Raw genomic sequence first — 13,501 nt, forward strand, 5'->3', positions numbered from 1 at the left:
TCGAATACTTCCAGGTCGGCAACGAGCCTGATGGCTTCCCCAGCCGCTTCCGCGACAAGACCAAGTGGTCCGCCGACGCCTATTTCGACGAGTGGCTCGCCGCCGCCAACGCCATCCGCGCCCGCGTCCCCTCCGCGCGTTTCGGCCTGCCCGACGTCGCCGGTAATCCGCAGTGGCCTACTACCGTCTCCACCCGCCTCGCCGCTTTGCACGACCACCCCGAGATCGCCGCCATCTCCCACCACTACTACTTCACCGGCCCACCGTCGAACCCCAAGGCCAACCTCGACGACCTGCTCAAGTCCAATCCCAAGGTGCAGACCGTCGCCGAAACCACCCGCGCTGCCGCCGCCAGGATCGGCACAAAATACCGCATGACCGAGGGCAATAGCTGCTACCGCGGCGGCCGCCCCGGCATGTCGGACGTCTTCGGCGCCTCACTCTGGTCGGCGGATTACCTGCTCACCCTCGCCTCCCTCGGCTACGCCGGCGCCAATCTGCATGGCGGCAGCGGCAAGGCCGTAGCGGACTCCCTGGGCGGCACGCTCCCCGGCGAGCTCCTCATGCCCGACCCCAAGGCCCCGCACCCACGCCCCTTCTACACGCCCATCGCCGAGATCGAGGGCCGCTACGTCGCCGAGCCTGTCTTCTACGGCATGAAGTTCGCCGGACACTTTGCCGGCGCAACCATCATCCCGATCGACTTCAACCCCGGCGAAGTGAACGCCACAGCCTTCGCGGCCAAGCTCCCCACCGGCCAGACCGTCATCGCGATCATCAACAAGGACAAGGCGAAGGAACTCCGCGTCGATCTCTCTGGCTACAGCCTGGCTTTCACGCTAAGCGCGCCGTCGCTATCTTCCACCAAGGTCGAACTCACCGAACCCGCAAAGTTCCGCGAAGCCTCCATCGTCGCCCCAGCCAGCGCCGTGCTGCTCTACAACACACAAGGCTAAGTTCTATACCTGACCTGTGCCGTTGTTTGTATTTCGTCGTCATCCTGAAGCGTAGCTGAAGGATCCCCGCATTCGTATTACCGCGAATGCGGGGGGTGTCTAGGGTGCCTCTGGCACGTGTTACCACAACCTTGTCATCTCGACCGAAGCATTGCGCTTTTTGCAATGCGAAGTGGAGAGACCTGCAGCTTGCCTGCGCTGGCACCACTGCTCGCGCTAGCAGCCTGCAGGTCTCTCCACTACGGCGCAAAAGCGCGCCTTCGGTCGAGATGACAAGGTTGAGTTAGCACATGCAATACCGCCGAAAACAACCCCTACTTCAACTCCACTCGCAAAATCTCCACCCGCTTCGTCCCCGCCTGCACGCCCAGCTTCGCCGCATCCCAACCCTCCCCCGCATGCGCCGTCTTCCCCGCGCACAGCGCCCCATCGACACGCACCGCCAGCCACACCACGCGCGCCGCGTGCGACTCCAACAACGCACTCTTCCCCGGCTGCACGCCCACGCGCACGATACGCAGATGCGCGTCGTCAAACTCCACCTTCTCCGGCTGCGCTGCTTTCCAGAAGTCCTCTCCCGCCGCCGCCATGCGAGCATGCATCGAATTGATATACAACGGCAGTGTCTTGAACTCGACACGCAGAAAATCACTCGACGTCTTGCTCAGGCTCTCCACGCGATGCGTCTCCATGCGCCCAGGGCTCAACCGCAGCTGTCCGGTCTGCACCGGCTTACGCACGAGCGAGAAGTTGTCGTCGCCGGTATGCACAAACCGCACCGGCCCCGCGTCGGAGAGATACACATACAGCGTAGGAGTCCTGGGGTGATCATGCTGCGGCACATGTTCTCCCGCGCCATAGTGGACATGCACTACTCGCACCGAAGGATCCTCAAACTCCACCCAGTAGTTATGCGGCAGCGTCTTCAGAGGATCCTGCGCCCACCCACAGCCCGCCACCCCCACTACCGCCAACAGTATTGCTACGACTCTCCACATCTCATCCTCCAGACACGCTCATCCTCTCCTTCAAACTTTCCCAAATCAAGTAGCACCCCGGATGCTCACGACTGGAAAAGAGCACTCGCCACTGTCTTACTCAAAACTCAAAACTGAAAGAACGCGCTCTTCCTCGTAGCTGACACCCTCATAGCTAGTAGCTGAACAGACCCTCTGTTTCCTACTTCCTGTTTCCTGTTTGCTGTTCTTCACCATCTACACTGCTAACTATGTGTGGAATCGTCGGATACATTGGCCCCAAACCCTGCGTCCCTGTCATCATGGAGGGCCTGGCCCGCCTCGAATACCGCGGCTATGACTCCGCCGGCATCGCCGTCGCTGGAGGCGGCCACCCCCTGCAACTCCGCCGCGCTCCCGGCAAGCTCCGCAACCTCGACGCGATTCTCCGCGAAGATCCTGTGCAGGGAACCTACGGTATCGGCCACACCCGCTGGGCCACGCACGGCCGCCCCACAGAAGAGAACGCCCACCCTCACCGCGACGGCACCGGCACACTGGTCGTGGTGCACAACGGCATCGTCGAAAACTACCTGCAACTCAAGAACGCCCTCATCGCCAAGGGCCACAAGTTCGCCAGCGAAACCGACACCGAGATCATCGCCCACGTCATCCAGGACGAACTCGAACTGGCCGAACTCACCAAAACTCTGTCATCTCGACCGGAGCGCAGCGCAGTGGAGAGACCCCTAGACGCAGAGCGCGATGCCAATATTGATGCCACGCTCAGCATCAAGAGACCCCTGCATTTCGCGGGTGCCAGCACCACCACCGGCGCTGAGGATTCCAACTCCGCCCAAACCGTCTTAACCGCCCCACCCTCTCTCCCCCTCGAAGAAGCAGTAAGACGCGCCGTCAAGCGCCTCACCGGAGCCTTCGCGATCGGCGTGCTCTCCGCGCACGAGCCCGACAAGCTCGTCGCCGCGCGCATGGGCCCACCCGCAGTGCTGGGCATCGGAGAAGGCGAATACTTCCTCGCCTCCGACGTCCCCGGCATCCTCCACCACACCCGCACCATCTACTTCCTGCAGGACGGCGAAGTCGCCACCCTCACCCCCCTGGGCATTGAGCTCACCGACTTCGCAGGCGCGCCCAAGACTCTCACGCCACAGCGCATCACCTGGGACCCCATCCAGGCCGAAAAGGCCGGCTACAAGCACTTCATGCTCAAGGAGATCAACGAGCAGCCTCGCGCCGTCCGCGACACCACCCTGGGCCGCGTCTCGCTCGATACCGGTAAGGTCTTTCTCCCGGACATGCAGATCACCCCCGAGGAGTTCCGCGCCGCTACAGGAATTACCATCGCCGCCTGCGGCACCAGCTGGCACGCCGGCCTCGCGGGCAAGTTCATGATCGAGCGCCTGGCGCGTCTCCCCGTGGACGTCGACTACGCCAGCGAGTACCGCTACCGCGACCCCATCCCCTCGCCCACCGACATCGGCCTGCTCATCACGCAATCCGGCGAGACAGCCGACACTATCGCGGCGCAGCACGAACTCATCGCCAAAGGCTCCAAGACGCTGGCCATCTGCAACGTGGTCGGCGCAGCCGTCACGCGCTTGGCCCAGGGCACAATTACCACCAACGCCGGCCCGGAGATCGGCGTCGCCAGCACCAAGGCCTTCACGGCCCAGCTCACGGCGCTCTTCACCTTCGCACTCTACCTCGCCCAAACCCGCGGGACGATTACGGACGCCGCCTCACTGCATCTGGTCACCGAACTCTCCCGCGTTCCTGGCAAGCTCGAAGAGATCCTCCGCACGGTCGACGCCCAGTGCTGCGAACTGGCCAAGTCCTTCTCCACGGCGCGCGACTTCCTCTTCCTCGGCCGCGGCATCCACTACCCGATAGCGCTCGAAGGTGCACTGAAGCTGAAGGAGATCAGCTACATCCACGCCGAAGGCTACCCCGCCGGCGAGATGAAGCACGGTCCCAACGCTCTGATCGACGAAACCCTCCCGGTAGTCTGCATCGCGACCAAAGACCCAAGTGATCCCAGCTCAGTCCTGAAGTACGAAAAGACCCTCAGCAACATCCAGGAAGTAACAGCCCGCAGCGGCCGCGTGATCGCCATTGCGATCGAAGGCGACGAGCACATCGCCCAACTGGTAGAGCACGTCATCCAGATCCCGCAGAGCCACGAGCTGCTGCTGCCGATCTTGGAAGTCGTGCCCCTGCAATTGCTGGCGTACCACATCGCTGTGCGCAGAGGCTGCGATGTGGATCAGCCGAGGAATTTGGCGAAGAGTGTGACGGTTGAATAGTCGATTTCGCGTGATTTTTTTACGCGAACTGCTGGATTGATATAGATTTTATCTATGATTCTCTCGTTTGCTGTCGAGAACTATCGCTCAATACTCAAAAGGCAGGAGTTAACCTTTCTCGCATCGCGTTATGGGGCATTCTCCGATAGCTTAGGCCATCACCCTGGGGTGAAGAATGGGGTTTTGCCTGTCATTGCTCTTTTCGGTGCAAATGCGGCTGGTAAGACGTCGATGCTGAAGGCTTTTGCCTTCTTCTCTGGCGCGGTTCGCAATTCTCATGCGGCACTGCGGGATACCAAGATTCAGATACGTCCTCACTTCTTTCGCACCTCAGAGCCGACGATGATGGAGTGCGAGTTCATACTTGACCGGGCTATATACAAAATTGGTTTTCGGATTGACGCCGATCGTGTGATCGAAGAGTGGCTCTATTTGGGGCGGCGTCTTTTATATCGACGTCACGGCCAAAATTTCCAAATCGGAACAGCATTCAAAGGGGGGAAAGCTCTCGTAGGTTTTACCCGACCAAATGCGCTCTTTATCTCAAGCGGAGCCGCGAATAACAACCAGCTGTTGGGGAAATTGCAAAATGCTATCGATTCATGGACGGTGGTAAGCGACGACAACCCATTCCAAAATGCAGTAGCCTCAGTATTCATGGATCACGAATATAACCGACGTTTCTTTCTCCAAGCGTTGAGAGTTATAGATCCTCTTGTAAGTGATATTCGACATAGCGAAGAAGCAGGTAAATTACCTTTCGAATTGCCACCAGACATGCAGGATTCGTTCGGCGAAATATTGCGAGGATCAAATCGTTTCAACAAAATTAAAGTAACCCATCAATCGCTAGATGGGAACAATGCGGCGGAACTCACGTTAGATGAAGAATCGGCCGGAACAAAGAATTATTTGGGCCTGTTGGGCTTAATTATGTTCACCCTTGAGTCAGGCACTTGCCTCTTCCTAGACGAGATGGATGCAAGTCTTCATACGGGCCTATTGAAATCGATAATTATGCTCTTTCAATCTCCCAAGACGAATCCGCGGCATGCGCAGTTATTCTTTACGACACATGACACGGCATTATTAGATTCTAAGGTGCTTCGCCCCGACGAAATCTGGTTTGCAGATAAGGATCCTGAATTTGGCACGAAGATTTATTCACTTGCAGACTTTGAAGGGATGAGATCTAGCATGAAAAGTCAGCGGGATTATTTAGAAGGTCGGTTTGGCGCTATTCCGTTTATGGAGGATCATCTGCAGGTTGTAGCGGAGGCTTTGGCTGGAGAAAGAGCGTACGAACAACATAAAGAAGAGACGAAATAACCATGCGAGAACGCCAGCGTCCAAGATTGAAACCAATTCCGCGTCTGCTCGTAGTTTGCGAAGGGAAGTTGACCGAAAAGATTTACCTTGAGGGTGCTAGAAGAGATAGGAAAATTGCGCAAGAACTCATGCACGTCAGAGGGGGTGGACTCTCACCACTTGATGTCGTGAATTTAGCGATTTTGTTGCAAGCGAAGAATAAAACGGATGCGGCCTCGGATCCTTATGGTCTCTACGATCAAATATGGTGCGTATTCGATAGAGATGACCACCTGAATATACCTCAGGCAAGGCAGAAGGCTGCTGGGCATGGATTTAAAGTCGCATTTAGTAATCCTTGCTTTGAATTATTTCTGCTATTGCATTTCGAAGAATGCAATAAGGACCTGCATCGCACGAAAGTTGCGTCGCTCCTTCGGAAGCATCTTGATGGCTATAAGAAGGCTTTCAAATACGAAGATATTAAGCAAGGTTATCTACAAGCTCGCACAAGAGCAGCTGTAATTAATGGCAAAAGTAGGATCGTAAATCAGATTAACAGTGCGCCGTACACGAACGTCAGCAATCTGGTCGACCAAATCCGTAAACCACTCTAGTATGCATTCGACTGCACCACATAAGCTAATGGTAGGTGGCCGACTCATGGTGTCTTAATCTATCCCAAAGTATTGGGTGCCGTATCTGTCGCGTTCTTTGCGATGAGGGGGCATCGCGAAGGCACGATTGCTCTCGCCCTTCACAATAGTTAGCACGAATCGGAAGGGCGCGGTTTCAATTTCGCCACAAACCCGACGTCGAAGACGCCTACCTCACTGTCGCAAGCAGAAGTGCAGGCGTAGCAGGAACGGCTGATCTGCTTTCCGTCGCAGCGCCTGCTATTTTTCAGTACAGCCACAGTATCCAAGCATTTTCCCTTTTGTCTTTGGATATCCCACCTCCTCTCCGCGTGCTACCCTAACCCCGCATCAACAAGAGGACACCAGCATGGCGGGAAGCTTGAATCTTTCCTCGGCAGTTCACGTTCTTCCGTGCCCCAACTGCGGAGAGACCATCAACACCTCGGTACAGCAGTGTCCGTTCTGCTCCACGCCTATAGATCCAGCGGCTGCGGAAGTCTCCGCCGCTGCCACCAGCAGGATTAGCCAGGCCTGCAGCGACGCCAGCTACCTGAAGGTCATGGCCTGGTCTCTGCTGACGTTCTTCTGCCTGATGTTTGTTCCGTTCGTGGGTCTGGCCGGCGCTGTTGGCTTATGGTTTCTCCGGATCGCGATTCCTGTGATGGTCGTCCGCTGGTGGATAAAGTTCGGCTCTATCAAGACCGACGACCCCGACTTCGCCCGCGCGAAGCGTGCGGCAATCATCGTCGGCATCGTAGGACTGCTGGCCCTCGCCAGTGCGATACCTCTGCATTCTCACCCATAGCGAAAACCGCCGCTTAAACAGACACGGCGATCACCCGCTCAAGAAAGCGGACAATCGCCGTGGTGTGGACTACAGGGCTTGGAGGAAACCAAATAACTCGAGGAGGTCTTGGATGAAATTGAGGAAGGGATTGTCAATGACGATCTGCGTGGATTGCATGAGTTGATCCGCCTTTCTTTCTGAAAAACACAGAGTCGAGGTGCAAGTACGGAAACCGGTAGATGAGACCATACAACTTTGCCTGTACCCACACAACACAATTGTTCGGCAATCTGAGAGTTCTCAGGTGATATTAACGGGGAAGTAACCACTCCCTCCGTCGAAGGCGAACCGCGTTTGTTGTAGGGAGCAGAGGCCACCGAGCCGGATGCCTCGCCTCTCGCTTCTGCGAGGTGTGCCACCGTGCAAAGCAAGATCGCTGCTGACTGGAATCGAAAGCCGCCGCTTTAAAGAGACACGGCGATCGCCCGCTCAAGAAAGCGGACAATCGCCGTGTAGTGGACTACGAAATGGTGATGCTGAGGAGACCAAAGAGGAACGTGAGGATGCTTGCGAGGTTGATAGCAATGGTAAGCATGAGATGAGTCCGCCTTTCTCTCTGAAAAAACAGAGGAATCGCACCTGCGTGTACGAAAGCCAGTAGAGAGACCATACATCCTTACCTCCCAACGCACAACACAATTCTTTCGGCAATCCGAGAGTTTAATCCGATATTTACTGGAAATTAAACGCTTCATCTTCCAAATGCGAACTGCATTTGTTGAAGGCGCAGAGTCCGTCGAGCCGGGTGCCCCGCATCTCGCCTCTGAGAACTGGGCCATCGCGCAAAGCGTGCCCGCAACCTTCTCAGCCGGGACTTCTCGCCAGAAGGGCGACGACAGAATAGAATTAAGCTTGCACCTACCGCCCAGGCCATGTACTCCCCGCCCCGCCGCCAGCGTGCAACCTCGATCGAGAAAACCCGTCTATTTCTATCCAGACACCCTAAGGAAAACCACGATTTTGATAGGTCGCGTTCTGCTCGTCTTTACCCTCTTCGGTCTCACCGGCCCCATCGTAGCCCAGACGGTAGCCCCGTCGGTGTCCCAGACGCTCGATAACCCCGTAGCGACCTCGACCGCGCCTTCTGAAACTCCCCTGCCGCCGTCGCCGAGCCAGAGCTCCCAGAACTCAGAAGACCAACTCGCCACCGTCACCCTGCCGGACGCTCCCATCCCGCAAGTGCAGGAATCAAGCTCCCAACAGCAGCAGCCCGTCGCACCCCAAACGCAAGCCCCTCAAGACGAGACCCCGGAACAGCGCCGCGCTCGCGCCGCGAAAGAGCTGCAACTCGAAGAGAAGCAGCGCATGTTCGGCGTCGTTCCCAGCTTCAACGCGGTCCTTAATGGCAACGCGACCCCGCTCTCAGCAGGACAGAAATTCCATCTCTTCTTCCACGGCTCGATCGATCCCTACCAGTTCGGCATCGCCGGCCTCGACGCGCTGCTCGAGCAGGCGGAGGGCTCCTATCCTGAGTGGCGCGGAGGCATCGGGGGCTACAGCAAGCGCTTCGGTGCGTCCTACGCCGACGGCTTTATCGGCAACTTCTTTGGCAACGCTGTCCTCCCCGCCGCCTTCCATCAGGACCCGCGCTACTTCCGCCTGGGCTATGGCAAGCCCATGCATCGCTTCTGGTATGCGCTCTCCACCACGTTCCGCGCCAAAAGTGACAGTGGTAACTGGCAGTTCAACTATTCCAATATCTCGGGGAACTTCATCGGGGGCGCCATCTCGAACCTCTACTATCCAGCCGCGGATCGCGGCGTTGGCCAAACCCTGGAGAGCGGCCTAACCGTCACGGCCGAAGGCGCCATCGGAACTCTGGCGATCGAGTTTTACCCCGACATCGTCCGCCACTTCCACAACCGCCACAACAAGAAGATCGCCGCGGACGCAGACACGACGCAACCCTAGCGCTGAAACTCAATAGTGTGATCTGTCCCTTTTCGACCCACCATGACAACTCTGGGGGTAGCCAAGCCATTCCGCCCCACCGGAGACAACCCACTCGAACCAACGAAAAGACACGTTAAATGGACACGGCGATCATCTGCTCAAAGGAGCGGATGACCGCCGTGTGCTGAACTACGAAACGGTGATCTTGAGGAGACCGGCGAGGAACGTGATGAGGCTTGCGAGGTTGATAGCAATGGTAAGCATGAGTCGATCCACCTTTCTCTCTGAGGCAAAAAAGCCAGAGGAATCAAAATTCAGAATTGCGGGGGGCCCGGTAAAAACATACAACTTAATAGGCAATTACACAATAGACCGTTTGATTCTCTGGGAAGTTTTCACTCCATATTGACTACGGAGTAAACACTATATTTCCATTTCCCCAGGGCCGTGCAATGTCTCGTGGTTCACACGGTCAGGAAAAGACTGTGCAGGATGCCTCGTAATCCCACTCTGCTGCGAAGCAACGACTGCTTAGGACCTGATCCTGAGCGGTTTAGTCCTACGTGAGGGAAATCTTGAGGATGGTAGACAGGAATGCGATGAGAGCTGCGAGGTTCAGAACGATCGTGAGCATATTGTTGATCCACCTTTCTCTCTGAGATCAGTCAGAGGAGTCAAAGTTCGAAAGTACAGGGCACAATAGAAGTCAACATACAGCTTTAGCTGGGATTACGCAATAACAATCCATGCTCAGCCATCAAGGCGTTCCACTTGATGTTGACTGGAGAGTAAACATCACATCTGCCTAACGCTGGGTGTACCTCCCCTGGAGGCAAAAACAGCCACGCGGGATGTCTCGCTCTCTCGCCCCAGAAAGAAAGACCTCTCCAGAACCTGAGCGTAGCCGAAGGCCGCAGTTGGCGGGAGCGAATACCGTTTGTGAAACAAGTTTTCTTAAAGGAAACACGGCGATCGCCCGCTCCTTGGAGCAGGCGATCGCCGTGTGCTGAACTACGAGATGCTGATGAAACCAGCGAGGAACGTGAGAAGGCTTGCGAGGTTGATAACGATGGTAAGCATGTGTGGGTTGACCTTTCTCTCTGGCTGCAACCAGAGGAATCAAAAATGAAAATTATTGGTGCAAAGCAGAAGTCAAAATACAACTTTACATACCATTACACAAATTATTTTTTTCGTCATCAAAGAAGTTTCACTTGATATTGACTGGGCAGTAACTACCCGATTTCCCGCTGTACATCGATCCGTTCTCTGTGCTACGCGGCGTGTTCCCGGCACAAGCAGAAGGCGCTCTCCTATATCTGTTTTTGAGAGATTTCGTTCCCGCAGGATAGGAGGGAAAGCAGGCCTTCCGCGTCCTCCGCTCGAGCGCAAAAAAACCACAGCCGATTTAAGTCCACTAAGATAGTGCTTGCATGTCGATGTTTTTCGTTGAGTCGATCTAAAACGTTGGTGTCATCTGCCTAATGGCTGACCTGGCATTCGAGGAGTTCCATGCACAGCATACTTTCCGATCTCAAACTGGTCTTCCGGCAATTGCGCAAGTCCCCCGGATTCACGCTAACGGCAGTCATGATGCTGGCTTTCGGGATTGGTGCCACGACCGCCATCTTTTCCATTGTCAACGCGGTGCTCTTGCGTCCGCTGCCCTTTCCTCACGCCGACCGTCTTGTGACGCTCGGAGACCAGGTCAGCGGCACCCACTGGGGAGAGCAGGACGCAGGCCCCGTCACCGGTCCAGAGGTCGTTATTTACCCGCGAGATACCCGTTCGTTTGAGAGCCTTGGCGGCTATGGCTCTGCAGGCTTTGAGCTCTCCGGAATTGGCCAGCCTGCACAGATCAACGCCACGCGCATGACGCCCTCGATCTTTACCGCGCTTGAAGTTGCGCCCCTCATGGGTCGCACCTTCACCGCACAGGAAGATCAGCAGAAGGCGCAGGTCACAGTCCTCAGCTACGCCACATGGAAGAGCCGCTTCAATGGCGACCCGCACATACTCGGCTCAAAGATGCTGCTCGATCGCAAACCGTATGTCGTCATCGGCGTCATGCCCAGGGACTTTGAGTTCCCACTCAATCCCGGCAGTCTCAACCGCAGCGAGATCTGGGTTCCGATGAGCCTCTCTGCGCAGGAGCTTTCTCCGGAAGCCAGTGCCAGCTGGTATCTCCAACTGGTGGGCCGCCTCAAGCCCGGCATCACGCCAGCTCAGGCTCAAAGTGATGCTGCGCTCGTTGCCCAGCAGATCATGCGTAACTTTCCGCCCGATGAGACCAACTTTCACATCAAGCCAGTGGTCTATCCGCTGCAGCACATCACCGTACTGCATGCTCTTCCACTTCTGCGCATGCTCTTCCTCGCCGTAGTCGTAGTGTTGCTCATCGCCTGCGCCAATCTCGCCGGACTCCTCCTGGTTCGCGCTATCCGCCGCCAACACGAAACGGCTATACGTCTGGCGATCGGCGCGCCGGCGGTCACGCTCTTGCGGCAGACGATTCTCGAGAGTCTCGTCCTGAGTATGGCTGGTGCTCTTCTCGGCATCGGCCTCGCCGCTCTCGCCTTAGTCGTCGGCCGCGGCCTCCTTCCAGAGACCATGCCGCGCGTCAACGAAATCACTCTCAACTGGTCTGTCATTGGCTTTGCATTCCTGCTCGCACTCCTTACCGGTCTCCTCTGCGGACTAGCTCCTGGCTTCGCCGCCCTGCGCACCAACGTGAATGCCGCGATGAAAGAAGGCGGACGCAGCGGCTCCGCAGGTGGTAGCCACGGCCGTCTGCGCTCCGCACTTGTGGTTATGGAGATCGCCGTCGCGCTCATTCTCCTCACGTCTTCCGGCCTGCTGCTGCGCAGCTTCAACAAAATGAGCGCAGTCGATCTCGGATTCCGTCCCCAGCATGTCACCACAGCCCTGTACTCGCTTCCGCAGAAGCAATACTCCATACAGGTGCAGGTTGACAGCTTTAACAACCGCCTTCTCCAACAGCTTCGTCAGCAACCCGGTGTCGAAGCCGCTGGTATCACCACCACGATTCCTACTACTGGAGACGGTATAGAGGCCTTTGTCGCCGAGGGATACGTCGATCCACGCGGCCCTGACCAGACGGCCGCTTCGCCTTCGCAGGTGATCGGCGACTACTTCAAGGCCATCGGTACTCCGCTGCTCCGCGGCCGCTATTTCACCGAGTCCGACAATGCCCAGGGCCAGCTTGTCATCATCGTCAACCACGAGTTCGCCGAGCACTACTGGCCGCATCAGGATCCGATCGGGAAACGCGTGCATACCGGCACCGCAAAGGCGCCAACTCCCTGGATGACCGTAGTTGGAGAAGTAGCCGACGCCAAGCTCAACTCGCCGGATGCAGACGCGACCGAGCAGTTTTACCAGCCTGTCGCCCAGCTCGAAAAAGATGCCGGCTCGTTTGCTCAACCTACGGATGTGAACGGCAACGGCGGCTACATCGTCCTGCGTTCCTCACTGCCGCCTGAACAGATGGAGAATGCTCTCCGCGCTGCCGTCAGGTCCATCGATGCACAGCTGCCGCTCACTCAGGTGCAATCCATGGAGCAAGTGGTCTCCCAGAGCGAAGCGCCACGCCGCTTCAACACCCTCATCATCTCCATTTTTGCCCTCGCAGCAGTAGTGCTCTCGGTGCTTGGCATCTACAGCATCATCGCGTTTTCCGTCGCCTCTCGCGTGCAGGAGATGGCGATTCGCATCGCTCTCGGATCGCAGCGGTCGCATATCATTCGTCTGGTTCTCGTCTCCGGCCTTAAACTCGCGACCATCGGTTGTATTCTCGGGCTGGCCGGAGCCGCCGCCGCGTCCAGCCTTCTGCGATCCTTCCTCTTTGATGTAAGCCCCTTCGACCCTGTTGTGATGATTCTGACCGCGATTGCGGTCTTCGCATTGGCTCTTTTGGCTTCAGCCATACCCGCACGCCGCGCTGCTTCGGTCGATCCTCTCAACGCTTTGCGAGGAGAATAACCTCATCGTTGTACGTATGAGCCCAGTCCAAAGCCTGTCATTTCTCCGCTCCCGTTGGTCGGTCGAAATGACAGACATCAACGGTAGGTTGGTTTCGCCGCAATAGTTAGCCGTGCACACGCGAACAGCGGACCGGTTTGGTCGCACATCCCCAGTGTTGACAAGGGTTTTCGCGCGGTAGAGAATTGGCGGCATCAGGCAACGTCAGCCCTTCGAGTGGAGTCACACTGTGGAGAGAGCGGGCGGAAAGCAAGCCTCGGGAGGTCAGTATGCAGGCAGTTCACGACGGACAGTGCGGGCTGTGTAGCCACTTTGGTGAGCAGCACGCGAAGGAGCAGGTTCTGGTGTCGATTCTCTCCAGCAAAAAGGCCGACGAGGGGCTGCTGGACGATTGCGGCCACCCCAAACACGCAGCACTGCACCTGAAGGTAACTCCGATCTCAGGATGCGACGGCTTTGTGCCGGCAGCACAAGCGTAAAAACGACCAGACATCAACAGGAGAAGTTGCAGAGCAAGGCTGCGTTGGTCGCAGCCTTTGTTCTGTCTGTTGTGACTTGAAGCTCCGCCGTTCGAACT

At 56.9% G+C, this 13,501-nt stretch carries 9 protein-coding genes and 1 pseudogene; 9 read left to right on the forward strand and 1 reads right to left on the reverse strand.

The annotated features are described in order from the left end of the window. Window positions 1-956, forward strand: a pseudogene (locus GSQ91_RS03125) (hypothetical protein); the annotation flags it as partial. Window positions 957-1,270: 314 nt separating this feature from the next. Here GSQ91_RS03125 and GSQ91_RS03130 read toward each other — a convergent pair. Next, entirely contained in the window at window positions 1,271-1,954 is a 684-nt protein-coding gene (locus tag GSQ91_RS03130; protein WP_158819797.1) for a hypothetical protein, read from the reverse strand. A gap of 230 nt (window positions 1,955-2,184) precedes the next feature. Here GSQ91_RS03130 and glmS point away from each other — a divergent pair, with 230 nt between their 5' ends. From glmS to GSQ91_RS03165, 8 genes are all read left to right on the forward strand, one after another. Then, the gene (glmS, locus tag GSQ91_RS03135) at window positions 2,185-4,236 is read left to right on the forward strand and encodes a glutamine--fructose-6-phosphate transaminase (isomerizing) (RefSeq protein WP_158819798.1); all 2,052 of its coding nucleotides are present in this window, start codon (window positions 2,185-2,187) and stop codon (window positions 4,234-4,236) included. A 54-nt stretch (window positions 4,237-4,290) separates the two neighbouring features. Beyond that, window positions 4,291-5,565: an ATP/GTP-binding protein gene (locus GSQ91_RS03140; RefSeq protein ID WP_158819799.1), complete on the forward strand. Its 1,275-nt coding sequence runs from the start codon at window positions 4,291-4,293 to the stop codon at window positions 5,563-5,565. Between the two features lie 2 nt (window positions 5,566-5,567). Continuing rightward, window positions 5,568-6,161, forward strand: coding sequence for an RloB family protein (locus GSQ91_RS03145; protein WP_158819800.1), 594 nt, complete (start codon window positions 5,568-5,570; stop codon window positions 6,159-6,161). A 388-nt stretch (window positions 6,162-6,549) separates the two neighbouring features. Beyond that, entirely contained in the window at window positions 6,550-6,987 is a 438-nt protein-coding gene (locus tag GSQ91_RS03150; RefSeq protein WP_158819801.1) for a hypothetical protein, read from the forward strand. A 1,002-nt stretch (window positions 6,988-7,989) separates the two neighbouring features. After that, entirely contained in the window at window positions 7,990-8,940 is a 951-nt protein-coding gene (locus GSQ91_RS03155) for a hypothetical protein (protein WP_158819802.1), read from the forward strand. A 921-nt stretch (window positions 8,941-9,861) separates the two neighbouring features. Continuing rightward, on the forward strand, window positions 9,862-10,140 hold the full coding sequence (locus GSQ91_RS25650; RefSeq protein ID WP_216845044.1) for a hypothetical protein: 279 nt from the start codon (window positions 9,862-9,864) through the stop codon (window positions 10,138-10,140). A 294-nt stretch (window positions 10,141-10,434) separates the two neighbouring features. Then, on the forward strand, window positions 10,435-12,924 hold the full coding sequence (locus GSQ91_RS03160) for an ABC transporter permease (protein WP_158819803.1): 2,490 nt from the start codon (window positions 10,435-10,437) through the stop codon (window positions 12,922-12,924). 269 nt (window positions 12,925-13,193) lie between these two features. Then, on the forward strand, window positions 13,194-13,403 hold the full coding sequence (locus tag GSQ91_RS03165; protein ID WP_158819804.1) for a hypothetical protein: 210 nt from the start codon (window positions 13,194-13,196) through the stop codon (window positions 13,401-13,403). The last annotated feature ends 98 nt before the right edge of the window (window positions 13,404-13,501 follow it).

This window comes from Granulicella sp. S156 (assembly GCF_009766105.1).
Taxonomy (GTDB): Bacteria; Acidobacteriota; Terriglobia; order Terriglobales; family Acidobacteriaceae; genus Granulicella.

Coding starts and splice junctions, on each gene's coding strand:
- GSQ91_RS03130 (WP_158819797.1), bottom strand. CDS start 1,954: ATGTGGAGAGTCGTAGCAATACTGTTGGCGGTAGTGGGGGTGGCGGGC.
- glmS (WP_158819798.1), top strand. CDS start 2,185: ATGTGTGGAATCGTCGGATACATTGGCCCCAAACCCTGCGTCCCTGTC.
- GSQ91_RS03140 (WP_158819799.1), top strand. CDS start 4,291: ATGATTCTCTCGTTTGCTGTCGAGAACTATCGCTCAATACTCAAAAGG.
- GSQ91_RS03145 (WP_158819800.1), top strand. CDS start 5,568: ATGCGAGAACGCCAGCGTCCAAGATTGAAACCAATTCCGCGTCTGCTC.
- GSQ91_RS03150 (WP_158819801.1), top strand. CDS start 6,550: ATGGCGGGAAGCTTGAATCTTTCCTCGGCAGTTCACGTTCTTCCGTGC.
- GSQ91_RS03160 (WP_158819803.1), top strand. CDS start 10,435: ATGCACAGCATACTTTCCGATCTCAAACTGGTCTTCCGGCAATTGCGC.
- GSQ91_RS03165 (WP_158819804.1), top strand. CDS start 13,194: ATGCAGGCAGTTCACGACGGACAGTGCGGGCTGTGTAGCCACTTTGGT.